This is a genomic window from Streptomyces sp. NPDC014676, assembly GCF_043084105.1.
Taxonomy (GTDB): Bacteria; Actinomycetota; Actinomycetes; order Streptomycetales; family Streptomycetaceae; genus Streptomyces.
Genome location: NZ_JBIBZI010000011.1, coordinates 53,179 through 80,160, shown reverse-complemented (window position 1 = coordinate 80,160; position 26,982 = coordinate 53,179). Strand labels below are relative to the sequence as shown.

Annotated in this window: 3 protein-coding genes and 1 pseudogene; all 4 read right to left on the bottom strand. The window is 74.0% G+C overall.

Translation table 11 applies throughout. The annotated features are described in order from the left end of the window. Positions 1 to 3: 3 nt before the first annotated feature. Positions 4 to 24,594 carry a lonely Cys domain-containing protein gene (locus ACF1DX_RS27430; protein ID WP_391793813.1) on the bottom strand — a complete coding sequence of 8,197 codons (24,591 nt, stop codon included), beginning with the start codon at positions 24,592 to 24,594 and terminating at the stop codon, positions 4 to 6. Then, positions 24,595 to 24,942 (bottom strand): hypothetical protein, encoded by a 348-nt coding sequence (locus ACF1DX_RS27425; protein WP_085571654.1) that lies wholly within the window; start codon positions 24,940 to 24,942, stop codon positions 24,595 to 24,597. It lies immediately after the preceding gene. 2 nt (positions 24,943 to 24,944) lie between these two features. Beyond that, complete coding sequence (locus tag ACF1DX_RS27420) at positions 24,945 to 25,457, bottom strand: YbaB/EbfC family nucleoid-associated protein (protein WP_391793812.1); 513 nt, start codon at positions 25,455 to 25,457, stop codon at positions 24,945 to 24,947. Between the two features lie 16 nt (positions 25,458 to 25,473). After that, positions 25,474 to 26,982: pseudogene (locus ACF1DX_RS27415) on the bottom strand (hypothetical protein); the annotation flags it as partial.

The following is a 26,982-nucleotide window of genomic DNA, read 5'->3' as shown; positions in this document are numbered from 1 at the left end:
CGTTCACCCTTGTTCGCTTTCACCTGTGTTCACTGTCCCGAGGGGCGGCAGTCCGAGGATCTCCCGGAACCGGGCGGCGAGGCGCTCGACCGTCCGGGGGTCCGTTCCTTCCGCCGCCAGCAGGTCGGCGAGCCGGCGCACCGCGTCGCGGTACGCCTCCGCCGCGTACCGCCAGTCCGCGAGCACGGAGTCCGCGTCGCCCGGCAGGAGCAGCCCGAGGGCGGTGTCCCACGCCCGGACGGCGTCCGGGGCCGGGGTCGCGGTCTCGAAGGCCGTGAACGCCGAGCGCCAGATCCGGCGCGACACCGCGGCCGTGACGGCGTCGAGGGCGTCCGGCCACGGGCCGGGGCGGGCCAGCAGCAGCCGCACCTGGTCGAGCGGTGCCAGCCCGCTGCCCCGGACGCCTCCGCCGAGTTGCGCCTCGACGTCCATTCCGGGGGTGATCTCGATGCCCGCGTCCCTCAGTTCGGCCAGGGTGACGAGTTCGGCGCCGGTGAACCCCGGCGAGCCGCCCGGCAGGTCGTCCGCGTTCACCTGGCCGGCGATCCACCGGCGCCGGACGTCCTCGGACGGCGGTGCCTGGAGCGAGGTGTCGTCGCCGTCCGTGATGACGTCGGGCGTGGGTGCGGGTGCGGAAGGCTGGACCGCGGGCGCGGGCGGGCGGGTCTGCGACCAGTGGGTTCCCGGGTCGTCCTGGGGTGAGGTCAGCACGAGGAGGCTCTCGTTCACCGCCGGCCGCCGGTCGAGGATCCGGAGGGGCCGCGTCGGCAGCCACACCGTCCGGGCGGCCCCCGTCCGGGCGGCGATCGCCTCGGCCAGGCCGGTGTCGCCCGCTCCCGTCCCGGTGGGGACGACCGTGACGTCCCGGTCCAGTTGCGCCAGGACGGGGTCGTGGGAGAGCAGTTCGGCGATCTCCTCGTAGGGCACCGGGCGGGTGGTGCCGTCCGGCCAGGGCATGTCGACCCGTCCCGGGGTGGTGCCGGTCATGTCCAGTACGTATGCGCCGGGGTGGTCGCTCTTCCCGGCGCCCTTGCGGTGCCAGGGCGCCAGGGCCCCGCGGCTGTTGCCCAGGCCGCCGTCGGGGGAGATCACGTAGCGGTCCGCCCACATGCGGCTCGGGGCGGGCCTCCCCGTCCAGCTGCGGCCGGCCTTCGTCCCGTTCACGGAGGTGATGAGGGTGCGCTCGTCCAGCGCGCCGTGGCGTTCGAGGTCGTACGCGGCGAGCGCGGTGGGGTCGTAGGCGTCGCGGCCGAGGGCCGCCGCCGTGGCCGCCGTCCGCAGGAGGTCCGTCCGCAGGGCCTCGTCCCGCGGGTCCTCGCCGGGGGGCAGGTGGAGCGCCTTCGTCGTGAGGGCGTCGGGGTCGGGGTGGTTCTCCACGCTCTCCACGGCCTGGACCGTGGCCCACAGCGCGTTCTGCCGGTCGGTCGCGGTGACGTGCGCCGACGGGCGCAGTCCCAGCACCTGGCGGGTCCACCCGTCCGGATCGTGCCGGCCGATCAGTTCGCGGGCCCGGTCCACGGAGGGCAGGGAGACGAAGTCGGGCAGCGTGGACCTGGGGTCGGCGGACAGACGCGCCGACGCGGCGTCGAGCATCGTCCGTACGGCGTCGGGGTCCGGCGGCGCGGGCCGGGTGCCGGGGGCGGTCGTCAGGCCGTGGTGCGCGCGGGTGACCCGGTCGAACAGGTCGAGCGTCAGCTCCCCGTACTCCCGCAGGTTCCCGTCCCCGCGGCGCATGACCTCCAGGGCGCCGATGCCGCGCAGCAGGTGACGGTACGTGCCGGCCGGGTCGTCCCCGTCCTCCTCCACGTCGACGCCGAACGTGGCGCGCAGGGCGCGGACCAGTCGCAGCGCCGTGTCCCGGGCCATGGCCGGGGTGAGGTCCTGGGAGGTCTCCAGGCCGGCCTGCGCGGCCAGGGCGTCGAGTTCGTCCGGGGTCGGTTCGGGGCGCAGCTTCACCATGTCCACCGGGTCGTTCGCCGGGGTGGTGCCGATGCCGTGGTCGTACAGCTTCCCCTTCGCGTAACGGCTCAGGTGCTCCCTGTCCGGGGCGTAGACGTCGCGCCGTGTCGAGTTGGAGACGTCCTGGGCCGCCGACGAGACGGCGAGCGGGTCGGGGACGAACGGGCGGCTCCGCTTCAGGGCTGCGGCGGTGTGTCCCTCCGGTCCGCTCCCCCAGCAGGACAGGAACACGATGGGGGTGTCCCGGTCCAGCCGGCTCACGCTGGGGCGCCGCCGGAGGTAGCCGCCGGTTTCCGTGCCCCGGACCGGAACGTTGTTCTGGAACATGTTCTCGACCATGAGGGTCTGCCCCGGCAGGCCGTGGACGATGAAGAAGTAGGGCTTGCGGCCCTTCCACGGCACCGGCCGGGGATTCCCGATCGGCTCGCCGGTGACCGGGTCGTAGACGTACCACTCCGTCGACCGGACCAGGTCCTGGAGCCACGGCTCGCGCCGGATCAGGTCGGCGCCGTTGACCACCGCGCGGCCGACGGGCCGGCCCTCGTCGGTGAGGGTGACCGACTTGACGTCCGCGTCCCGCAGGGTCCTCCCGTCGATCGTGCGCAGGACGCCTTCCCCGGGTTCCGGCCGTCCCTCGTCCGGACCCAGGTCGTCGGGGTCGCTGGCGATCCACTCGCCCACCGGCTCACCCATCGGCTCATCCGCCGACTCGCCCAGCGACTCGTCGCCGAAGAACCGGTCGTCGGTCACCTCGATGCGGTGCCGGCCGGTGTCGGGGCGCGGCTTCAGGGCGACCTCACCGCTGTGCGACCACAGCGTCCGGTCCGTCCGGGCCGCGGCCCTGCGCGGCAGGTCCAGTCCCATGGCGCCCGCGTTCTGCGAGACGAGCACCACCTCGGCGGCTTTCTCACGGTCCGTCAGTTCCGTGTCCTGCGCCAGCAGTTCGGCGAACTCCTCCGGCGACAGCCGCCACCGCTTGCTGCCGTCCGGCAGGACCAGCCGGACCTTGGTGTGGTCGCCGTCCTCCGTCCCGATCACGTACGGGAGGGGAGCACCGGGCCGGCGTGCCCACGGTGCCGGCTGGGAGTTCCGGTCGCCGCCCACCACGTCGTACGAGGAGACGTCCACGTCCCGGGCGGGCCGGCCCGTCCAGTTCCGGCCCAGCGGGGTGCCGTCCGGTGCGGTCAGGCGGGTGGCGTCGGACAGCAGGCCCTGCTTGCCGAGGTGGTACGCGGTCAGCGACACCGTGCTGGTCGCCCGGCCGGCGGCCATCGCCTCGGCCGTCAGCTCGTACAGCCGGCGTACGCGGTTCGACAGGTCGTCGACGTCGAAGCGCACCGGGGCGGGAGGGGAGTCCGTGGACTCGCCGTCCGTGTCACTGTCCGAGTCGCTGTCCGAGTCGCTGTCCGAGTCGGGGTCGTCCCCGGGGTTGTCGTCGAGGTGCAGGAGCTTCCCGGCGAGCCGGTCCGGGCCGGTGAAGTGGTCCGGCCTGCCGAAGTCCTCCGGGCTCAGTTCCGCCAGCCGGGCGACGGCCTCCGACAGGGGGGAACGGTCGACCGTGACGACCGCCTGTCGCCGTGCCGCCCGCCCGGTGGCGCCGTCGATCGGGCCGACGGCGCTGATGTCCCGGCCGCCGCTCTCCGCGACGACCGTGAAGTCCTCGGCCCGGACCGTGCCGCCGCGTACCTCCGCGACGTCGCGCACGGCCTGTTCGTTGAGCTCCAGCTGACGCCGGATCTCGTCGAGGAGGAAGGCGCGCACGGCGTCCGCCCGTTGCCGGCCGACCGTCTCGGCGTGCTCGACGGCGTCACCGGACAGGGCGAAGCGTGGGCCGTTGCTGTAGCCGGTGACCGTGATCGTGGGGAGCCGGAGTCCCGCCCTGAGGTCCCGCAGGCCGGACACCACGATCTGCTCGGCCAGGTCGGCGAGCCGGCGGCGCTGGTCCGGATCGGTGATGTCCCGGTGGCGGTGCTCGAAGGCGACCCGGGACCGGGAGGAAGGCGGCGCCGGGGCGGACACGACGGGTCCGGCGCCGTCCGGTACCGCCGTGCTCCCGGCCTCGTCGTTGTCGAGGTCGACATCGAGGACGGGGTCGTCGTCGGGGGCGTTGTCGAGGTCGACATCGGAGACGGAGCCGTCGTCGAGGTCGCTGTCGAGGCCGACATCGGAGGCGAGGTCGCTGTCGGAGTCGGGGCCCGACAGCGGCACCGTGTGCGTCGGGGCCGGGGTGACGGTGGAGGCCGGCGGCGCGGCGGGGGCGGTGGGGTCCGCGGCGTCGGAGGGCCGCAGCCGGCCGGTGTGTGCGGCGTGCAGCAGGTGTGCCAGGGAGCCGGCGGTCAGTGTCCGGTCCCAGCCCTGCCGGGTGGCGTACCGGCCGACGACGTGCCGGAGCCCGCCCCAGGTGAGCAGGCCGGGGTCGGTGTTGCCGGCCGCCTGGAACCGCAGCCTCTCGAGGGCGCCGAAGCCCTCGATCAGCTCGTGGAACTCCGCTTCGCGGGCCGGGTCGGAGTCGATGTGCACGCCGTGGGTCAGCCGCAGGGCCCGTACCCAGTGCAGGGCGCGGTCGGTGCGGCCCGGCAGGCCGTCGGGCAGTGAGCCCAGATCCGCCAGGGCGTCCAGGGCGGCGGTCCTGGGCTCGGGTGGGAACTCCCCTATGTGACCGGCGGGGTTGTCGGGGTCGTCGTACACGATCAGGTGCGGCGGCAGGCCGCCGTCGGCCTCGCTCGGTGTGATCTGCCGGTCGACGGTGAAGACGGTGCGGCGGACCTCGTTGGCGACGTACTGGGCGGAGGAGGGGTGGGTGAGCAGGTCCTGGTCGGGGCGCGTCATGGACAGTTCGCAGATCAGCAGCCACACCGGCTGGTCGGGAGCCAGCGCCTGGAGGCTCTTGCGCCGCGCCAGTACCCGGCCCAACTGCTTCGGGTGCACGGCCTGGTTGGCGTGGGTGCTGCGGCGGGCCAGGGTGGTGCGTCCGCTGTCGCCGTGGCCGACGGCGATGTACGCGTCGGCCAGACTCCGGGGCAGGGGCAGCAGGCCGCTCTGCTTCCCGGCGTAGACACCGGGCAGCCCTTCCATGACGAGGGTGTGGTGCTGGATGGCGGACACCACCCGCATGGCCTCGTCGCGCATCGCCATGTCGTGCGCGTCGAGGAACACCCGCCCGGTCAGGGTCTGTCCGTCGACCGTGACCAGCGGATACGAGTGGATGTCGGTGTCGGGGAAGAGGGTGCCGTTCACGGCCCTGACGGTGGCCGCCGGGTCGTCCGGGACCAGTCCGGGGTCGGCGGGGATCCAGGCCCCGGCCGGCTCACCGGAGGCGGGCGCGGCCAGGACCGGCACCCGGCGGCCGTCCGGGGCCGTTTCCAGCCGCAGGTCGCCGTAGCTGAACCAGGCGCGGGTGCCGGTGCGGTCGGCGATGACCCGGGCGAGGGTCTCGTTGCGGCCGTCCTCGTCGGCGAGCAGGATCACCACGGGCGCGCCCGGCCGGCGTACCGGGTCGTGCAGCACCAGTTCGGCGAACTCCTCGTCCGACACCGGTGTTCCGTCCGCCAGCAGCACTCCCTCGTCGTTCCGCTGGGCCAGCACCGTGTGGGCGTCCGGCCCCCAGGGCACGGGGTGGATGCCGCGGGGGTCGGCGACGACGTCCATGTTCAGGCGGATACCGGAACGTCCGGTCCAGTTCCTGCCGTACGGCGTGTTGTCGTCGCCGCTGAGCAGGGTCTGCTGCGGGTAGCCGTGCCGCCGGGTCAGCCCGTAGGCGGCGATGGCGTCCAGGCTGCCGCCGCGGCCCCGGCGGTGGGCGCTGCTCGCGAGGGTGAGGGCGTCGTAGTGCAGGGCCGCGTCCACCGGCGCGTCGGACGGCAGGTGCAGCAGCGTCCGGGTGATGCCGGCCAGGTCCAGCGGGCCGCGGCCGAAGCGCGGGTGCCGGGTGCGCGCCGCCTCGATCACGCGCAGCGAGTGGAACAGCCCGTCGCGCAGTTCCTGCGAGAGCGGCTGGGAGCCGAAGGTGGCGTCGACCAGCGCCCGCAGTTCCTGAAGGCGCTGCTGGACCGCGCCGTCGGTGGGTGGCGGTGCGGCGGCGGACCGCGCCCGCGGCGCCGGGTCGGGGGACGGCGACGGCAACGGCGCCGGGGTGTGCGGCTGGGGCGTGTGCGTACCGGTGGTGCCGTCCCACAGGGCGCGCACGGCCACGGAGGAGTCGCCGCCGTCGCCCGGGCCGCCCTCGGCGACGTCCCACAGGGCGCGGGCGCGGGCCAGCGCCTCGTTCTCGACGTCGGTGGCGTCGACGGGGTTGACCTCCGCGGCACGTACTCCGCGCGGGCGGGCGGGTTCGACACTGCGCGGATGACGGGGGCGGGGCTTGGGGCCCTCGCCGTACAGCCGGCGCAGCAGGGGGTACAGGGCGGGCTGGTGGGTGCGCACCCACTCCGGGCCGGCGTTGTTGCGGGGCAGCCCGGTGTAGGGGTCGTCGCCGCCGTTGGCCATGAGGTAGACGTTGGTGAGCTGGGCGAAGAACTCGAGCTCGTTGTGGCTGCTGTAGTTGGGGGCGCTGCGGCGGCCGTCGGCGTCGCGACTGTGGAGGGGGCCGTCGGGCCAGTTGCCCGCCTCGCCGGCCCGGGTGGTGGTGCGGAAGGTGTTGGTGATGCGCTGCCGGGCGACGGGGTCCAGGCCGTGTTGGTGGATGGTGTGGGCGAATTCGTGCAGGGTGGTCGAGTAGCCGTCGGGATAGGCGGACTTGCCGGTGCCGACGGTGGTGCGTTCGCCGAGCAGGTTCTCCTCGGTGACGGCCGCGGTGCGCGTGCCGACGCCTCGGACGTCGTTCCAGGGGCGGCCGTCGCCGGTGACGGCGTCCCGCAGGAAGCGGAAGGCGTCCAGCGAGGTCAGGGCCTCGCCCTTGGGCACCACCAGGACCCGTGAGCCGCGCTTGAGCAGCCGCGCCGCGACGTCGGGATCCTGCAGCATCCGGGCGATCTGGGCGCGGGCCCGGTCACCGGCGGAGACGGGCTGCTCGACCCCGTCGGGCACCTGCGTCATGAGGTGCGCCGCGACCGTGGCGAACTCGGCCGGGTCGAGTCCGGCGCGCAGGGCGTCCACCAGCGCGGGATCAGCGGCCAGCCGTTCGCGGTCCGCGGGCGGCAGCGACGCCAGCGCCGCCGCGCGGTCGGCGGTGGACAGGCCGGGCAGCCGTGCGGCGAGCGCCCGGACCGGGTCCGCGGTCACCTCCGGACGGGACCGCAGCCCGTCGGCGAGCGCGGTCAGTTCGGCGCGCAGCGCGGGCAGGTCGGCGTCGGTGACGCCGAGGGCGCGCCAGGTCTCCTCGTGGCGGGTGAGGGCGTCGGGGTTCCGGGCGGTGGAGTCGAGCAGTTCGCTGAGCCGTACGGCGAGGGAGGGGGCGGCGCCGGCGGGCCGCGCGGAACGGTAGGCGTCCTCGCGCGTGAGGACCGGCGTGACCGTGCGGGGGCCGTCGGCGGGGGTGCGGTGCAGTGCCCACAGCAGGTCGAGCAGGTCGCGTCCGCGCAGCTCCGGATCGGTCCCGGTGGCCAGGGCGAGGGCGGCGTCGGCCAGGGACTCCGCGGGGGCCGGCACGGTGAAGCCGTCGGCCGTGACCGTGCCGGAGGCGGGCCGGTCCACCGCCGTGACCGTGAGGTCGACTCCGTTCACCGACAGGCCGAGGACCCGGCCGCCGTCCGTGCCGGGCAGGACCCGCACCGACGCTCCGGGCAGCTCCCGCTCCAGCGCCTCGCGAATCCCGTCGACGGCGGGCAGGGCGGCCGCGGACAGCTGGAACTCCACGGCGCCCAGCGGCCGGGGCCCGCCGAACTGCACCCGGCCGCGGGCGGCTCCGGACAGCACCACCGGGTGGCCGAGGCCGTGCAGCACGGCGCCGAACCGGCGCGCGACGTCCAGCTTGGCGGTGTCGTCACCGGACGGGGTGGCCGACGTGGCCGAGGGGGCCGACGTGGTCGAGGAGGCCGACGTGGTCGAGGAGGCCGGAGTGGCGGTGGGCGCCGACGGCGGAGGCGGGGGCGCGGGCGCCGGTGGAGGCGGGGGGACGGTCGCGGCGGTCTTCACCTGGTCGGTCCGGACGACGACGCCCAGCCGGGCGCTGAACAGGGCCGCCACGTTGGTCAGCCAGCCGGCGGCCTCCGCCGCGTCCAGCCCCGGGCGGACCGACTCGCTCATGTAGCGGCCCGACTTGTCGTTCACCACCCAGGAACGCAGCTTCTCGCTCCAGCGGAACTCGCCGGACACCCGGCTGCGTCCCGGCAGCGTCCGGCCGGCCGTCACCCCGCCGTCGTCGACGAAACCGGCGGCGATGCCGGTGTGCCCCAGGCCGTCCAGTGTCTTGCGCAGCGCCTCCGCCGTCAGGTCGGGGTCCTTCTCCCGCATCCCCGCCAGCAGCGCGTCGAACTGCTCCGGCGTGATGATCCCACTCAGGTCCTCCGTGCCCAGGATCACCCGCCCGTCATCGGTGACCGTGTACAGCCATACGGCGTCGCGGTTGCCGGTGATCAGCAGGTCCGGGTCGACCTCGTCCAACGGCACCCACAGGGGGTTGAGCCGTACGTCACCGTCCTGGTCGCGTTCCTCGTCCTTGACCCGCTTCGGGAGGACGGAGTCACCGAACCGGTCGCGGGCCGCGGCGTCGCTGCCGTCGTAGTGGTTGACGCCGTTGTAGTAGACCTCCGTCTGCCGCGTGGCGTTGTCGGGCCCGGCCTCGCTGACCCGTCGGGCGCCCGACCGGAAGGACCGCACCACGTCGACCCTCAGGTCGAACGCGTGCGCGGCGAGGGGCAGGAAGGCCTCCCCCTCCGGCGTCCCCCAGCGCTGCTCCCAGTTGACGACGGCGTCCAGGAGCCTGGACAGTTCCGTGTCGTCCAGCGGCGCGGTGCTCTGCGTGTAGGCGGTACCGAGCAGGCGGGCCAGTGCACGGTCGCCGAGCTCGTCGGGGGTCGGCAGCAGGCCGTGCTGATCGAGGTGCTCGAACATCTGGCTCGGGCTCAGGTCCTCGGCCTCCGCCTCCAGGGCGGCCCGGGCGTCCTGCGGGGAGATGCTCGGATCGGCGGGGAGCGACGTCATACGGGCGTCGACGTACCGCTTCCGCAGTTCGGCGGGGTCGAGGGCCTCGGGGACGGGGACGCGCCGGACGCCGTGGTGGGCGAGGAGGGCGAGCCTCTCGGCCCGGTTCATTTTCTGGACCCGTGCGGCGAAGGCGTCGGCGACCGTTTTCCGGTACTGGCCGATGATCTGCGGGTGCAGCCGTCCCGCGCTGCGGCGCACGTAGTCCTCCACGTGGGACCGCATGGTGTGGAGGGCGGTCCGCGAGGGGCCGTCCTCGGTGCCGAAGCGGGCCTGCCGGCGCAGTTCGGCGCGTACCGCGTCGGGGTCCCCGAGCCAGTCGTACGCGGCTCGGTCGGTGACGGCGAGGCCGGCCAGACGGCTTCGGATGTGCACGGGGTCGCCGGCCATGAAGGAGTACAGGAGGCACTCCCCCGTGCCGGGCACCGGCACCCGACGTCCCCTCGCCTGACCGCTGTCGCCCTTCGGCTCGGCGTCCTTCGACCCGGCGTCCTTCTTGCCGTCCCCTTGGGGCGGCTCCGGTTTCGGCTTCGGCTCGGGCTTTGGCTCCGGCTCCGGCTCGGACTTCGGCTCGGACTTCGGCTCGGACTTCGGCTCCGGCTCGGACTTCGGCTCGGACTTCGGCTTCGGCTCGGGCTCCGGCTCCGGGTCTGGGCCCGGTGCCGGGGGCTTCGGCTCCGGGTTGGTCGGCAGGGCCAGTTGGTAGTGGCGGTCGTCGAGGCTCAGGACCACGTGTGCGCCGGAGTGGGCGGAGGTGCCGACGAGTGCCTGGAGGTTGCCGGCGCCCGCCGGGACCTCGGGGGCGAAGTCCTGGAAGGTGCCGTCGCTCCCGACCACCGTGACGCGCACGCCGAAGGTGCGTGCGGCGAGCAGCGGGAGCAGGTCGGACGCGGCGTGGTTCCAGCCGGCCTCGGACGGGGCGTCGCCCCGGCGGAGGAGCTGGGTGATCGCCAGTTCGGCCCGTACCTCGGGGGGCAGGTCGACGGCGTGCGGCATCAGACCGCCGAGGCCGTCGAACTCCCGGCGTGCGGGGGTGTCCGTTCCGAGGTCCAGGCCCGCCGCGGCGATCTCCTCCGCGCTGAAGGCGTCGGTGTGGTCGGGGGCGACGGCGGCCAGCAGGTCCTCGTCGGCGTGGTCGGTGAGCCAGGAGGCCATCCTCCGGCGCAGGTCGGACACCGCCCGCGGGTCGGCGAGGTCGATGCCCTGCGCGGCCGGCAGTCCCGGGGCGGCGCGTTCGAGGCCGAGGGCGAGCGCGCGGAAGAAGGCGTCACCGTCCCTCGGCACGTCCTGGAGCGTGTACGTCTCGTTCGTGGGTGACGTGAGGACGGTGTCCGGTGCCGTACCGGTCCTGGTGTAGCGGGGCGGGGCCGGGGGTTTGACCACGGGGGCCTTGGGCGGGGCCTGGTAGGTCACCGCGGGCGGCTCGGCGAGACCGTCCAGCTCCTCCCGGCCTTCCGCGGTGGCCGCGAGCCGGTGCCAACGGGTGAGCTGGTCCGCCCCGGCCCGTACCCGGTGGTACTCCGCCGCGGCCTTCTCCGCCGTGTCCCTGAGCGCGTCCAGCTCGGCGCGCCGGGTGTCGAAGGCGTCGCGTGCCGTGTCCCGGCGGGCGGTGGCCTCGTCGAGGGCCCGGCCGGGTGCGCGCGCGGACAGCAGGGCCGCGTCGAGCCGCCCGTCGGCCAGCGCCTTCTCGGTGCGCGCGGTCTCCAGCCGCAGATCGGCCGCCTTCCGCAGTTTCCCGGCGGCCTCCTGCGCGTCGGCGAGGCGGGCCAGAGCGGCGTCCTGTTCGTCCCGCAGGAGCTCCGCCCAGCCGTCGTGCTCGGGTGCGGCGCCGTACTCGTCGTCGGCGAAGGCGTCGACCTCGGCCTGCGCGGCGGCCACGTTCGCGTCCGCGATGCCGTGGTCCCGGCGGGCGTCGGCCTCGGCCTGTGTCAGGGCCCGGTCCGCGTCGTCGACGCCGGTCCGGGCGAGGTCGACCGGGCGCGTGGCCGCGCGGGCGACCCCGGCGGCCTCGTCGAGGGCGGTCTGCGCGGCGTCGAGGTCCGCGCGCAGCCCGCCGGAGGCACGCCGCTTCTTCCAGTAGGCCTTGTCGGCGTCGACCCACGCCTTGCTCGCGCTCTCGACCGCGTCCCACGCCTTCGAGACGCGTTCGGGGAAGTTCGTGTCGGTGATGATCCTCAGCTCGCGGGCGACGTCCTCCCGGATCCAGGTGACGACGTACGCCTCGGACTCCATCGCCTGCGGACCCGACCGGGCCTTGGCGAAGGTCCCGCCCCGGATCCGGTTCGCAAGCCTGGAGTCCACGATGCCGCGGTGCACGTCGCCGACGCCGATCCAGGTGGCCGGGACGGCGAACAGGAAGGTCCGGCCCGTCTTGGGCTTGAGGTTGCGGGAGGTCAGGTGGTCGTCCCCGACCGGCATGACGTCACCGTCGAGGTCGTTGGGGCCGGGGCCGAAGGCGCCGATCTGGTTGAGGCCCGCGTTGTTGGGCGAGTCGTACAGGAAGCCGCCGCCGAAGCCCGAGGACTGGCTGTGCTCGACGGACGACGACGTACCGGCGTTGTCCCCGTACCGCCTGAGCACCTCCAGCTTCTTGCCGTCGGCGACCGTCAGCAGCAGCGCGCGGCTGAAGTCGGGCGCCGAGCGCAGCGTCAGTTGTCCGGTGTCGGTGCCCATGAGGGACTTCTCGGTCAGCCCCGCCACCTGGTAGCCGTCCGGTTCGGTGGTGCGCGGGAAGAACGCCGTGACCGCCGTGGAGCTGGTGCCGTCCTCCAGCGCCTGCGCCGAGCCGGTGCCGAGGCGGGTCAGCCCGGTCTCCCTGGTCCTGCGCAGGAGGTCGGTGAGGGCGGAGGCGTCGGGACCGCCCTCGGCCTCCAGGGCCCGGAGGGAGAAGCCGACGTCGTACGCCTTCGTGAGGAGGAGGTCGCCGGCCATGCGGATGTTCTCGATGCCGATGATCCCGCGCGGGTGCATGCCGTTCTCGGGGAAGGTGAACGACCGCGTGACGCCGTCCCCGTCCCGGACCGTCAGTCTCCCCTCCACCCCGGAGAGCGGCACCGGGCGGGGCGGACCGGCGAGGGCGGGGTCGGCCGCCGGGTCGGGCGCGGGCAGCCGCCGGCCGGCCCCGGAGGTGCCGGCCCCGTCCGCACCCGTCGGTGACGGCGTCGGCTCCATCAGGCTGAGCGGCACGTGTTCGCGCAGCTCGCCGACGTCACCCTCCTCGACGATGCTCAGCCGGCCCCGGAAGCGGTCGAGGGCCGTGGACTCCGCCTCCTTCAGGTCCGGGTCGGCCGGCGCGCCGGTGTTGGGGGTGTCGTCGGCCTCCAGGGTGATGCGCATCCGGTACGGGGTGACGACCTCCGCGTGCGGTTCGGTGGACGCCGCCCGGTAGATGGTGACGGTGGTGACCGTGTGACTCGACGCGACCGTCTTCCGGTTGGAGCCGCCCTCGGTGTACGTGGGTCCGGCGGCCGGGACCTGGGGGTTGCCGGTGTACACCATCTGGCTGGTCAGGAAGCCCAGGTCCGCGCCGGCCGAGAACTCGGAGTTCCGCTGGGCGGTCTCGATCGCCCGCCGGTTCTCCTCCAGTTCGGCGCTGTGGTCGAGTCCGTCGAACACGGGCGTCCCGGGGATCAGTTCGACGCGTGCCCGCACCCGCCGGCTGCCGATCCGGATACTGTCCCAGCCCCAGCCGCCGGCCTTGACCAGGGTCGACGGGCCGGTGGTCGTCATCTCCCCCTTGAGCGCCCGGGTGGCACGGCCCGTCACCAGCTGCCGGATCCGCTCCCGGCTCTCGTCGTCGAGTCCCAGCTTCCCGATCCGCTTGTCGAACGCGAGCAGCACGTCCGTGGGGTCCAGCGCGTTCACCGCGTACGTGCCGAAGGCGGCGCCGCGCATCCAGGGCTGCGGCGTCCAGACCTGACTCGTGTAGCGGGGGACGTCGCCCAGCCCGTCGTCGATCAGCCCCATCCGGTGGGCGCTCTTCTCCGGCAGGTGCCCCAGCAGACCGCCCGGGCTGGTCAGCGCGGTCCCCGCGGCCCCGGCGAGGGAACGCGGCACGAGGGCGCTGCCCGCCGCGGCCGTGCCGATCCGGCCCATGCCCAGCCGGCTGGTGAGCAGCGCGAACCAGTGCTGCACGTCGCCGGCCACGAGCACCTGGTGGGTGAAGCCCTTGCGGTTCATGTCCGCGACGACGGTGCGGACGACGCTGAGACTCTGCGTGCCGCTCCTCGAGACGGGGTTGGCGACGATTCCGTACGCGCCCATGAGTCCGTGTCCCGGATTCTGCGCGACGGAGTAGACCAGCTGGCCGCCGAAGACGAAACTGGTGCTGTTGCTGATCTTGCCGGCCGCCTGGCGGGTGCCGCCGAGCGTCATCTCGGTGTCCATGGACATCGGCGGGGTGAGGGCGCGCAGGTTCCCGACCGTGGTGGTGTACCGGAAGGTTCCCCACAGCTCGCCGTACGGCCCCTTGCCCAGCAGGCCGCTGCCCACCAGGCCCAGCGGCCCCGAACTCTGGTCGAAGCTCGACGTCAGGTACTGGGGGGTGAAGGTGCGGACGATGGCGTCCCGGGTGGGGGCGCCCTCCTTCACCAGCTGCCAGGCGCTGCCCGACGCCGCCCGCAGGACCCGGTCCACCTCCGCGGTCAGCGTGGGTGACAGCACCACGTTCACGATGACGAACGGGTGCTGCCGGAACTCCTTGAACTGCGGTGTCCCGCGGTCGGCGAGCCGTCCGGCGGGCTGCTGCGTGCCGTGGCCGGCGGGCAGGACGAGGTCGCCCTTCGCCAGGGCGAGGGCCCGCTCGGTGGTCATGGACGTGGGTGCGGGCTCGTCGGACAGGTACGGGTTGAGCGCCCCGTCCGCGTACGGGTCCGCGTCGGGCGTGTGCTGTACGGGGACGCCGATGAGCACCTGCCCGGTCATCGGGCCGCCGCCCCGCAGGTGGCCCCGCGACGTCCGGCCGAAGAGCACGTTGACCGGCTCGTCCAGCACCAGCAGTCCCGGCAGCCCGAGGCCGAGACCGCGGATCAGGCCGCGGGGCCGCCAGTAGCCGCTCAGGCTCGCGGCGAGGGCGAGGTCGTAGCGGTACAGGTGGGTGGGCTGGTTCGTCACCGACATCGGTTCGTTGGTGACCGTCGAGCCGAAGGTGGTCTCCGTCTCCCACTGCCAGCCCCCGCGTGCGCCCAGAGTCAGCCCGAGCGTGTTGCGGCGCAGGCCCGCCAGCTCGTCGACGCTGTTGTCACGGCCCGAGAACGTGCCCTCGAAGCCCAGCTCCAGGCCTCGTTTCGCGCTCGCCTGGCCGTCGATCCGGTCGACGCCCTGGGCGCTGAAGCGCATTCCCTCGTCGACGTCCTTGCCCTCGTAGCGGCGCCCGGTCAGGCTCCCGTGCACGCGGAGGGTGTAGTAGGTCGTCCCGACGGAGTCGGGGTCCGTGAGCCTGACCGGCAGGCCGACCGTGGTGAGCGCCTCCAGGTTCGCGGTGACGTTCTGCTGGGACAGCACGCCGAGGATCTGCAGGGTGTTCTGGAGCGCGATCCGGTACTTGACGGGATCGGTCCACCGGGGCGGCATGGGCAGGCTCTGGGCCGCCTGGAGCACCTGGTCGGGCCTGCGTCCCAGCAGGTCGTTGAAGCGGGTGCGCCAGCCCTTCGGCAGGTTCGGCGGCAGCAGCTGGTCGAGGGGCACCACCAGGTCCTGGTTCAGATGCGAGACGGCGTCGACGACACCGTCGGCGAACCGGTCCAGCAGGGTGCGGCCGACGCCGTCCGCCGCGTCCGGGGTGACCCGGGTGCGCAGGCCGTCGTCGAAGGTGAACTCCTTCACCCGGTGCATGCCCAGGGTGCGCGGGCGGTCCACGGTCAGATAGGGCGGCACGAACGGCGGGGCGGCGCCGTTGCGCAGGGCGAGTGTGGTCCCGTCGTCCCAGCCGGCCAGCCGCCGTGCCTCGGAGCTGGTCATCCGGTCCAGGCTCCAGGTGAGGAAGCGCGTCGGCGGCGCGTTGTCGCCGGCCCGCCGCACCCGCACCGACTTCACGACCAGGTAGAGGGCGGTTTTGGGGCCCTTCACCTGTCCGGCCGACTTGAGGGTGCCGGCCGCGCCGAGTCCGGCCGACCAGGTCTTCGCGAACGAGGCCTGGAGGGCGGGCCCGAGCTGGAGCCGCAGGTCGAAGGGGGCCGTACCGGGGTCGAAGAAGTTGAAGGCGGGTCCGGCGACGGCCTGCAGCAGCAGGCTCCTGCCGTCGGCCCGGCTGCGCTCGCTGCGGACCGTCGAGGTGTTGATGTCCCGCATCTCGGCCTGGTCGGTCTCGCCGACGAGGATCGCCGTCCGCGGGATCAGCTCCTCCACGACGAAGACGCCCAGCGGTGACTTCTTCTTGTCGTCGGCGAACAGCGGCGGGGTGGTGATGCGGCCGCGCGCCATCGTGCCGCCGTGCCGCTGGAAGCTGTCGCCGGAGAAGAAGATGTCCAGCTCGGTGTAGGCGGAGCTGCCGGGGAGGACCCCGATCTGCCGGGCCGCCCAGTCGCGGATCGCCGCGACGGGGCCGAACCCCTCGATACGGACGAAGCGGTACTGGGAGTTGCGGTCCAGGTCGATGGAGCGGGGGATCCTGCCCGGCTTCGGGATCTTCGTGACGCTGTCGGGCAGGCGGACCAGGAGGCCCTTGCGGACGCCGAAGGAGAACCGGGCGAGCACGGCCCGGTCGGTCCTGGGATCGGGGGCGGTGCCGGGCTCGGGGTCGATGCCCGTGACGACCCGTCCGGCGGGGTCGGTGACGCGGATCTCGTAGTGGACGTCGTCCAGGAACGCCCGCGACTTGTCCAGCGTCCGGGTCTCCATCTGGTTCATGCGCTGGTCGGTCAGGGTGTAGCCGACCTTGTCGATGAAGCCGAACCGCAGGGCGAGCCGGCCGAAGCCGCCGAACGCCGCGGTGCCCGCCGGGCCGATCGGCCCGCCGAGGCCGTACTGGGAGTTGACCTGCATGTTCTTGGTCAGCCCGAAGGTCGCGGCCGCCCGGTGCATGCTGTCGATCTTCGTCGAGTCACCGATGCCGTCGTCGAACGGGGCCCAGTTGCCGTGGTGCCGCGCCCTGACCCACAGGACGCGCGCCTTCCCGTCCGCGTTGACGTAGGGGAAGGGGCGCCCCTCGCCGTCCGCCAGGGTCTTCGGCTTGTCCCGGAGCGTCCGCCGGATGTCGTCCAGCAGTTGGGTGTGGTCCGCGGGCCGGGCGTCCGGCCTGCGCTCCAGTTCGCGGTCGATGGCGTCCAGGGCCTGCTCGGTGCCGCGCAGGAGGACCGTGCTCTGACCGAACGTGCTCGGATTGGCGAGGAGTTGTTCGATCTCCGCGGGGGTCAGGTCGGACGGCAGCAGCGACCGGAGGTCGTCGACGTACGCGGGCATCTGCCGGCCGTCCTGGAACCGGGCCGGGGTGCGGCGCCTCGGCGGGGGCGCCATGGCGGGGTCGAGGCGCGGGGCGTCCGGAGACGCCGGGACCGGCTCGGTGGTCAGTGTGACGAGGGCCGTCGTCGGGTCCGGCTCGGTGGTCGACGTGACGAGGGCCGTCGTCGGGTCCGGCTTCGGGGGCAGGGGCGGGCCGGGAGGAGTGACGGTTTCGCCCCCGGCCGTGACCGTGGTGGGTGACAGGTGGGCGTCCGCCGGGGACGCGGAGGCCGGCCGGGCGGCCGACCAGTCGTCGGCCTGCTGACGACGGCCGTCCGCCTTGGGCAGCAGGGAGAGGACGTGCGGCAGCGACGGGTCGCTCTGTGCGAGCAGGCCCACGGGCCCCGGTGAGGTCCACACACCGCGGCCGGTCCCGGCGCCGACGAGGGCCCGCCGGTCGGCGACCTGCGGATCCGTCGGGGCCGGGGTCGGGGTGGGGGTGGGGGTCGTGGAGGCGAGGACGATGTCGGCCGTGCGCGGGAAGTCGTTCAGCGCCGGGTCCACCGCGAGCAGTTCGGCGATCTCCTCGTAGGGAACCTTGGCGCGGAATCCGCCGGGCAGCTCCATGATGAGGTGGTCAGGACCGGCCTCGCCCCGCACCAGGTACGGGGCCGGCTTGGTGGTGTCGGTGGTCCACGGCATCTTCGCCCGGCGCAGCGGACGGTGGCCGCCGTCCGGTGTCGCCGCCATGACGAGGGCGGCGTTGACGTCCACCGCCGCAGCCGGTGGACCCGGCGCCCAGCTCCGGCCGGCCGGGGCGTCCGAGTCGTCGAACAGCAGGGTGTCCGGCGCGAGGGCGCCCAGGGTCTCCAGGTGGAACGCGCCCAACGCGACCGGGTCGTCCACGTCGACGCCGACGGCCGCCGCGCGCGCCACCAGGTCCAGGAGGTCGGACAGCCGGGACGGGTCCGGCCGGTCCAGGTGCAGCACCCTGCCGGTGAGGGCGCCCGGGTCGGGGGTCCTGCTCTCCCACTCCAGGGTCTTCACGGTCGCCCAGAAGAACCGGGCCCGCTCGGGCGCCCCGATGACCACCTGGTCCGGGTCCAGCCCCAGGAACCGGGCGGCCTCGTCGTTCACCTCCTCGTCCGAGAGACCGTCCAGCCCTTCGGCCACGGTGGTCACGTGCGGCAGGGTCACGAAGTCGGTGAGCACGGCGCCGGGGTCCCGGCGCACGGCGTCGGCGGCCCTGGCCAGCAGGTCCCGGTAGGCGTCGGGTCCCAACTCGCCGGCCGGGTCGCCGTGTTCCGTCGCGCGGATCTCGCGGGCCGCGCGCTCGAACAGGTCCATGGAGAAGGGCACGGTGTCGCGCAGCACCGGGTCGGCGGCACGCAGGGACTCCAGCGCGCCGATCCCCGCGAGGAGTTCGCCGTAGTGGCCGTCGTCCTCGATCGCCACCCCGAAGGTCAGCCGCAGCGCGCGCACCAGCCGCAGCGTCCGCTCACGGACCTCCTCCGAAGCCGGTCCCACCGGGTCGGTGTGCAGGCCCGCCGCGCGGGCGCGGTCGTCGAGCGCGGCGTCGGCGGGTTCCGGCCGGTGCTCCACCCACTGGCCGCGCCGGCCCCGCGAGTCCATGATGATGTAGTGGCCGACCCGGCCGTCCTTCTCGAACTTGAAGCCGACCTCCTGGGTGGCGCCGTAGACGGTCCGGCCGGTCTCGTTGGCCGCGTGCTGGCTCTGACTGACGTCGGACAGCGGGTCGGGGACGAACGTGTCCGTGACCAGTCTGCGCCTGCGGGTGAGGCCCGGCGGTGTCGCGGAGAAGCACTCCTGCATCACGACGGCGTGGTCCTTGGGGAGCCGCGCCAGGCTCGGACGGCGCCTGAGCATGCCGCCCGCCGCCCGCTCCCGCTTCCGGTGGCGGGGGTTGGACCGGGTCGGCAGCGCCGTCTCGCCGGGAGAGCCGTGCGCGGCGAAGACGTACACCGGTTTGCCGGCGAACGGGACGGGCCGGTCGTCCTTGGTCCAGGTCCCGTCCTGCCGGTTGACGTGGTAGAGCTCCGTCGCCGTCGCCGAGTGCCGGATCCCCGGCAGCAGCCGCGCGCGTTCGCCGTCCTCGAACACGGCCCTGCCGATCGGCCCCCGGTCGGTGACGATGGTGTGGGACTGCAGGTCCTGTTCCCAGAAGGGGGCGCGGGCGGACTCCGCGGGGTCGGGCAGCAGGCCGGGGGAGCTGCGGATCCAGTCGGTGCGGTCACTGCCCCGGCCGCTCCGCAGCGGCACGACGTACGGGTGGGAGGCGCTGTCGTCCGGGCCTTCGGCGACGTCCACGGCCCCGTTGGCCGACCAGACGTCCCTGCCGGTCCGGTCCGCCGCCCGCCGCGGCAGCTCCAGGCCTCCTCCGCCGGCGTCGGAGACGAGCAGCAGCACCGGCACGTCCGCCGGGAGTCCGCTCAACTCGGTGTCGAGGGCGAGCAGTTCGGCGAACACGTCGAGGGGAACCTCGCGCGGGGCGCCGTCGTGGCCGCGCACGACGACGTGGTCGCGGTCGCCGTCCGCCCGCACGACGTAGGGGTCCGGGCCGCCGGGCCGGTGCCAGGGCGCGGGCCCCACCTCGTCGCGTGACAGGGTGCCGTCGGTCCGGGGGCCGGTCCTTCCCGTACGGGTGAGGTCCAGGTCGTCGGTCCCGTCCTTGCCCCGGGTCCAGTCGCGGCCGCGGGGGCGCCCGTCGAGGCCGGTGGTCAGGGCGTGGGTGGGCGACAGCACGCCCTGGCGGTGGAGGTGGAGCGCGGCGAGGGCGGCCAGACCGCCCGCCGCCCGTGCCTCCTGTGCCGTGGCCAGCCCCAGCAGCCGGCTGCGCTGCACGTTGCTCACCGGATCGGCGGGGTCCAGGAGCAGCACCCGGCGGGCCACGGCGTCCAGGTCGAGCGGGCCGGATTCCAGCAGGGGGTCGGCCCGGCGGAGCCGGTCGAGGCGCGCGAGCCCGTCGCGGATGTCCGGGTACAGGGGACTCGACGTGACGTCGGGGCCGTAGATGTCCGCCAGCAGTTCCCGGTGCCGGACCTCCTCCGGGGTCGGCTCCTCCCCCCGGTCCCCGTCCGCGTCGTCGTCCTGGTGGTCGGACAGCGGCGCGTCGAAACCCTCCAGCAGGCCGTCCAGGCTCGGCAACGGGATGTCGAGGCCCCCGACCGGTCCGGGATCGAGAAGGTCGGCGAGTGCGGCGGGCGGCTCGGCCGGGACCTCGGTCACCTGGCGGTCCGCGAAGGTGACGTCGTCCACTCCGGTGTCGCCGGTGCCGGGCGCGGTGAGGTCGCCGGGCCGGACCGCCGCCCAGTCGGCCGCCGCGGGACGCCCCGGCGCGCTGGGCAGGAGGGAGGGGACGTACGGCCGGGACGGCCCGGTCGGGGCCAGGCTCACGCTGCCCTGTGAGGCCCATACGGTACGGCCGGTCCCGGCGCTGACGACGGCCCGCGGATCGGTGTCCGGGGTGCCGCCGGCGGCCGGTCCGGTGGCTGCCGCCGGGGCCGCCTTCGGGACGGCCAGGACGACGTCCGTGGTGTCCTGCGGGCGGGTGTTGAGCACCGGGTCGCGGGCCAGCAGCTCGGCGACCTCGTCGTAGGGGACGCGGGCGCGGAAGCCGCCGGGCAGGGTCATGAGGAGGTGGTCCCGGCCGCCGCCCGCCCACACCAGGTAGGCCGGTGATCCGCCGGGGGCGCTCCACGGCGGGCGTTCCTGGCCCACGGCCTGGTAACCGCCGCCCTGCTGCGGGGCGGCGACGACGACACGGTCGGTGAGCGTGGTCGTGGCCGCGTCCGGCGGGGTCGGGGACCAGCGTCGCCCGGTCGGCACGCCGTTCAGGTCGAGCAACTGGGTCCGGGGCGCGAGGGCGCCCAGGGTCTCCAGGTGGAAGGCGCCCAGCTCGGTCGGGTTGTCCACGTCGACGCCGACGGCCGCCGCCTGGGCGACCAGGTCGAGCAGCTCGGGCCGCCGGGCCGGGTCGGGCCGGTCCAGGTGCAGGATCCTGCTGGTGAGGGCGTCCGGGTCGGGGGTCCGGCTCTCCCACTCCAGGGCCTTGACCATGGCCCAGAACAGCCGGGCCCGCTCGGCGTCCCCGACGCCCGCCGGGCCGTCGGGGAGCCGCAGGACGCGGGCGGCCTCGGTGTCCAGCTCCTGGTCCGGGAGACCGCCCAGACGCCGTGCGGCGGCGGTGACGTGGGGCAGGGTGACGAAGTCGGAGAGTACGGTGTCAGGCTGCCCGCGCACGGTGTCGGCGGCCCGGACGAGCAGGTCGCGGTAGGCGTCGGTGCCCCGGTCGCCCGGCCGGTCCGCGTGGGCCGCGCGTTCGAGCAGGTCCATGGAGAACGGGCCGAGGTCGCGCAGGGCCGGGTCGGCCGCCCGCATGGTCTCCAGTGCGCCGATCCCGGCGAGGAGTTCGCCGTACCGGCTGTCGTCCTCGATCGCCGCGCCGAAGGCCAGCCGCAGCGCGCGGACCAGCCGCAGGGTCCGTTCGCGGGTGGCGTCCGTGACCGGCCGCCCGGGGTCCTTGTGCAGGCCCGCGGCGCGGGCACGGTCGTCGAGCAGGGCGCCCGTGGGTTCCGGCCGGTGCTCCACCCACCTGCCGCGCCGCCCCCGCGAGTCCGTGTAGAGGCGGTGGACGAACTTCCCGTCCGGCAGCGTCGCGAAGCTGACCATGTGGGTGCCGCCGTACGCCGTGCGGCCGGTCTCGTTGGCGACGTGCTGGCTCTCGCTGACGACCGCCAGCGGGTCGGGGACGAAGGTGTCGTCGATGCCCCTGCGGGTGCGGACCACGCCCGGCGGCTTGGCGCTGGAGCACGCCTCCATCAGTACGGCGTGGTCCTTGGGGAGCTGGGCCAGGCTCGGGCGCCGCCTGAGCATCCGGCCGGTCTCCCGCTGGTGGGTGTGGTGCCTCGGGTCCGTCGTGGTCGGCACCCGGGTCGCGCCGGGCCGGGCGTGGGCGCTGAAGACGTACACCGGCTTGCCGGCGAACGGGACCGGCTCGTCGTCCTTGACCGCGTCCTTGGTGACCGGGTCGTAGTGCCACAGCTCCGACGACTCCGTCGCGAGCTTCAGCGCCGCGATCCGGCGCGGGGCCTCGGAGTCCTCGAACACGCCTCTGCCGATGGTCGTGCCCCCGTCGCCGACGACGCTGTGCGACAGCACCTCGCGCTCCCACTCCGGCGCGTTCTCGCGCTCCGCCGGGTCGAGCACCTGGCCGGGGGTGCTGCGGATCCAGTCGGCGCGCGGCACCCCCTCCCCGTACAGCAGGGAGACGACGTACGGCTGCGACGGGTCGCGCTGCGGGGACACCTTCACGGTGCCGTTGGCCGACCAGACCTCCCGGCCGATGCGGTCCGCCGCCTGGCGCGGCAGCTCCAGGCCGCGGGCACCGGCGTCGGGGACGAGCAGCACCACGGGGGTGTCCGGGGGCAGCCCGGCCAGCCGGGGGTCGCGGGCCAGCAGTTCGGCGAACACGTCGATCGGCACCTGGCGCGGGGCGCCGTCGTAGCCGCGTACGACGATCCGCCGGTGGTCGCCCTCCGCCATGACGACGTACGGCTTCGGCTCGCCGGCCCGGTGCCAGGGCGCGGGCTCCACCTCGCCGCGGCCCAGGGTGCCGTCGGGCTGCCGGACCACCTTCCCCACCTCGGTGAGGTCGAGGTCGGGGATCGTGGCGTTCGTCCAGTTGCGGCCCCAGACGCCGCCGTCGTCGGCGGTCAGCGCCTGGGTGGGGGACAGTACGCCGCGGAGCTCCAGGTGGAAGGCGGCCAGGGCGGCCAGGCTGCCCGCCGACTCCACCGCCGGGTCCATCGCCACCCGGAACAGCTCGCCGCGCTGCGCGTGGGTCACCGGATGGGCGGTGTCCAGGAGCAGCACCTTGCGGGTCAGGGCGTCCAGGTCGAGCGGGGCGTCCCGCAGTGCGGGATCGGCCTGCCGGAGCTGGTCGAGGTGCGCGAGGGTGTCGCGGAGGGCGGGGTGGAGGGGGTTCGCCGCGATGTCGGGGCCGAACACGTCCGCCAGCAGCCGGTCGTACAGCGCCTCGGTGACCGGGTCCGGCTCGGGTTCGCTCCCGAACTCGGACTCGGACGCGTCCTGGTCGTCCTCCCAGTCCATGATCATGTCGAGCGAGTCGGGTGACCCCGGCTCGGAGGACAGGTCCGCGGGGAGCCCGCCCGGCGCCGGGGAGCTGAGCGGCGTCTCGTCGACGGTGACGGGCCGGGTGGCCGGAACGTCCTCGGACTCGGTGCGGACGGTCCGGTGGGGCGCGGGGGTGTCGGGGGTGTCCCGGTGCGTCTCGCCCTTCGGCACCGCGGTGGACGGTCCGGAACGCCCGGACTCCTCGGTCCCGGGGGTACGGACGTCGTCCGTGCCGGGGGTGTCCGCGTGCGACGGGTCGGGGGTGACGGCCGGGTCGTCGGAGGGTGTGGTCTGCGGCCGTGGCTGCGGGGTGGCGCCGTTCGGCGAGGCGTGGCCGCCGGGGGACGCGGTGCTCGACGGGGCGGGTGCGGTCGGGGTCACGTGGGGCGCGGGGGTGTCCTGCCGCTCGGCCCCGTCCGCCGTGAAGGCGCCGCTGCCCGTCCGCGTCGACGGCGGCTCCGGGACGGAGGAGCCGACCGTGGAGGGCCTGCCGAGCGGCAGCGAGCGGTCCGTGTCGTCGGTCCGGTCGGTCTCCGGGGTCCGGGTCGCCGGCGGGTTGAGGGTGGAGAAGACGGTGTCGGTGTCGGTGTCCGGGGTGCCCGCGAAGGAGTCCCGGTAGGCGTCGTCGTACGCGTTCGGCACGGAGGTGGCGTACGGCGGCTTGAACGCGCTTGTCACGCCCGGGAGTTGGTACGGGTTGACGGGGCTGGTGACGCCGCCGGCCGGGTCCGGGTCCGGGAGGGACGAGACGTCACTGATGTCACTGACATCGCTGAAGACCGACGCGGTGTCGCTGTAGATCGACGAGGTGTCGCTGATGTCGTCGGTGGAGGAGGCGGAGTCGTACGGCCGGTACGGCGAGGTGGAGGGGGAGTTCGTGACGTCGTAGGTGTCCTGGTACGTGCCGGGGTCGTCGTAGGTGTTGTCGTACGGGCTGTTCTCGTACGGGCTGTTCTCGTACGGGCTGTTCCCGTACGGGCTGTTCCCGTACCGGTTCCCGTACGTGTTCGTGTGGTCGCTTCCGCTGTCGCGGTCGTACCGGTTGCCGCCGCCCGGCAGGTCGTTGATGCCGTCGGGGCCGAAGTCGAGGTTCTGGAAGAACTTGTTGTTCAGCCACTTGCCGCCGAACTCCGCGCCCGTGGAAGCCGCTTCGAAGACGAGGCCGCTGAGGCCCGCGCTGAGGAACGTGCCGGGGTTGAGCGTGAACGTGCCCAGGAAGATGAGACCGGTGAAGGCCTCGGCGAAGGTTTCCGCCTGCCCCTCGTTGATGAAGGTGAACGGGAGCTCGGAGGTTTCCTTCCAGAAGTTGTTGTTCTTGAAGTACTTGTTGATGAACCTTCCGCCGACCTCGCCGAAGATGCCCCCGAAGAGTCCCGCGAACGCGCCGGCGACCGCCGACTGGCCGATGTCCTTCCAGTCGAACTTGTAGCGCCGGCGCTCCGGGTCGTCCGGCGCGGTCATGGAGATCAGCTGCGAGGCGAAGGAGACGAACGCCTCCTGGATCGCCTCCAGCAGCACCGACAACGGTGTGGGGATGGCACGTCCCAGCCGCTGGAGGATCAGCAGGATGGTGAGCGCGGTGCGCGCCTTCTGGATGGCGATCTCGGTGAGCGACGTGCCGCCGGTGAAGACGGCCAGCGCGGCGATCAGGGCCAGCTCGATGTTCATCAGGATGAACTCGAGGAGGATCTGGTACTTCCCCTCGGACAGCTTGATGGAGCGGTCGATCTGCCGGGAGCCGAGCTCCCGGAGTTCGTCGGAGAACTTCTGCAGGTGGTTCTGGCCGTTGTCGTCGACGAAGAGCTTCATCGCCGCGACGAACTCCTCGGCGATCCGGGGCGGGAGCGAGTTCCCGGCGGTGGAGATCGCTCCCTTCATCGCGTCGGACAGGTCCCTGACGTCGTCGGCCAGCCGTTTGTAGGGGTTACGGCTGTCGAAGCCCAGGTCCTCGTTGCCGGTGGCGACGTTCGCGCCCACCCAGACCTCGATGAACTCCCGCAGGCCGGGCGGGAACATGATGGCCATTCAGCGCCTGTTCTCGCTCTCCGAGCCGTGCGTCTCGATGTCCTCCACCGCCTGGACCTGCGGCCGCTGCACGTGGTCGGCCTCCGCGGCGACCGCGTCGACCAGCGCCATGAACCCGCTGGTGATGGCCAGGACCGTGTCCGTCACCTGCTGCTGTTCCTGGCGGACCTGCTCGCCGACCGCGTTGGCGAAGTCGTCGTCGCCGCCCTCCACGCCCCACCAGCCCGCGTACCGGGCGTTGCCGGTCTCGAACCGGGGCAGCATCTCGTCGCCGTAGCGCACGGCGTCGGCGAGGTGCCTGGAACCCTGCAGAATCGCCTGGATGTCGGCGGAGTAGTTGCCGGCCACGGTTACGCGCCCTCCTGCCGTTCCCGTCGTCCGTCGTCCGTGCCGCGGGCCGCCCCGGGCGGGGCGGCGGGTTCCTCGTCGTCCTCGACGATTTCGTCGCGGAGCCTGCTCATCGCCGTGGGTCCCTCCGCCACGGAGGTCTCGCGGAGCAGTGATCCGAAGACGGACTCCCAGTCGACGCCCATCCGGTCCGGGGCGGCGCCGCGCGCGGTCATCCTGGTGAGCGGGTCGAGCGTGGCGACGACCCGGCGGGCCATCTCGGCCCGCGCCTTGTTCGCGGCCTCCAGCACGGCCGCGGAGAGCTGGGGGGCTGCCATGGTCCGGTACTTGCCGTCGAGGAACTCCAGGCTGGTCAGTTCGCCCTTCGCGCCGACGGAGACCCGGACCGACCGGTCCGTCGAACGCGCGGTGACCGAGGCCGCGTCCAGCTCGGCGCGTGCCGAGGCCGCGGCCTGCTCCGCCGCCTTGAGGTGGGCCATCGCCTGGGCCACCCGGTCCTCCATCGGCCGGCTCATTCCGGTCCCCTTCCTCTCAGCGTCCCAGGGCCTGCGGTGCGCCGCCCTCGTCGGTGCCCCAGACGTCCTCGTCCTCGGCCAGCCAGGTGGTCCGTTCCCTGTCACCGCTCTCCGTCTGCGGTCTGTCCCCCGCCCCCGCCCCGCCCATGGGACCCATCGGCGGCATGAAGGGCGTGCTGCTACTGGTCTGCGTGGACCTGGGAACGACGCGGTGTTCCTCGTCGCCGACGGTCGGCGTGCCGGCTGCCGTCCGGCCGGAGCGGCCGACCCCTGGCTCGATGACGGTCCTGGTGCGCTCGCCGGAGTTGCCGCCGGCCTCGCCGCCCGCGCCGCGCATCATCGGCGGGTACATCGGCGAGCCCGCTCCCGTGCCGGTGCCGCCGGCGGAGGTGCCCGCCAGGGCGTCGCCGCCCTGCGGACGGCCGAGCGCCGAGGCGAGGTCGTCCTGGTTGTAGAGGTTGTCGTTGAACGCGGAGGAATACGCGGAGCCCGCCGAGCCCGTGGAGCCGCCCGGGTTGTAGGCGGAGAGGTCGGGGGGTTCGGGGAGGTCGGCGATGCGCTGCCGGATCAGCTCGTCGATGTCCTTCTGCTCGGCGCCGATCCGGTCGTACTCGGCCTGGATGTCGCCCATGCGCTGGTCGTACTCGGCCTTGGCGTCCTTGCGCGCCTGCTCGGCCTCGGTGCGCGCCTCCTCGCGGTCCGCCCGGGCGTCGGCCTTCGCCCGGTCGTACTCGCTCCTGGCCTCGGCCTCGGCGGCGTCCGCCCGTTCGAGGGCCTCCCGTTCGGCGGCGTCGATCTCCTCGATCCGCCGGTCGTACTCCTCACGGGCCACGTCCTCGTCGGTGCCGGCGGCGATCTCCCGCTCGTACTCCTGGCGTGCCTCGGCGCGTTCCTGTTCGGCGTCCTGGCGTGCCTGGTCCCGCTGCTCCTGGGCTTCGGCCTTCTCCCGCTCGTACTCCTGTCGCGCCGCCGCCTCCTGGCGGTCGGCCTCCTGGAGGGCGGCGTCGCGCTCGGCGCGGGCCTCGGCCTTCTGCTGCTCGTAGTCGGCCTGTGCCTCGGCCTTGGCGTTCTGGGCGTCCAGCCTGGCCTGCTGCTGCTCCCGCAGAGCCTCGCGGCGGGCCTCCTCCTGCTGGGCCTCCGCCCTGGACTGCGCGTCGGTCTGTTCCCGCTTGGCGGCTTCCCGCTCGGCGGCGGCCTCCGACTTGGCGGCCTCCTGCTCGCGCTCCGCCTCGGCCTTCGCCTGGGCCTGCTCCTGCTTGGCGGCTTCCTTCTCGGCGGCGGCCTCCGCCTTCGCGGCTTCCTGTTCGGCCTTGGCCTCGGCCTTCTCCTTCTCGGCCTCCGCCTTGGCCGCTTCCTGCTCCGCCTCGGCTTCCGCCTTCTCGCGGTCCTGCTCGGCCTTGGCCTCGGCCTTCTCCTTCTCGGCCTCCGCCTTGGCGGCCTCCTGCTCGCGCTCCGCCTCGGCCTTCGCCTGGGCCTGCTCCTGCTTGGCGGCTTCCTTCTCGGCGGCGGCCTCCGCCTTCGCGGC

Excerpts from the sequence above, each read along its gene's own strand:
- ACF1DX_RS27430 (WP_391793813.1), bottom strand. The coding sequence starts at position 24,594 with ATGGCCATCATGTTCCCGCCCGGCCTGCGGGAGTTCATCGAGGTCTGG.
- ACF1DX_RS27420 (WP_391793812.1), bottom strand. The coding sequence starts at position 25,457 with ATGAGCCGGCCGATGGAGGACCGGGTGGCCCAGGCGATGGCCCACCTC.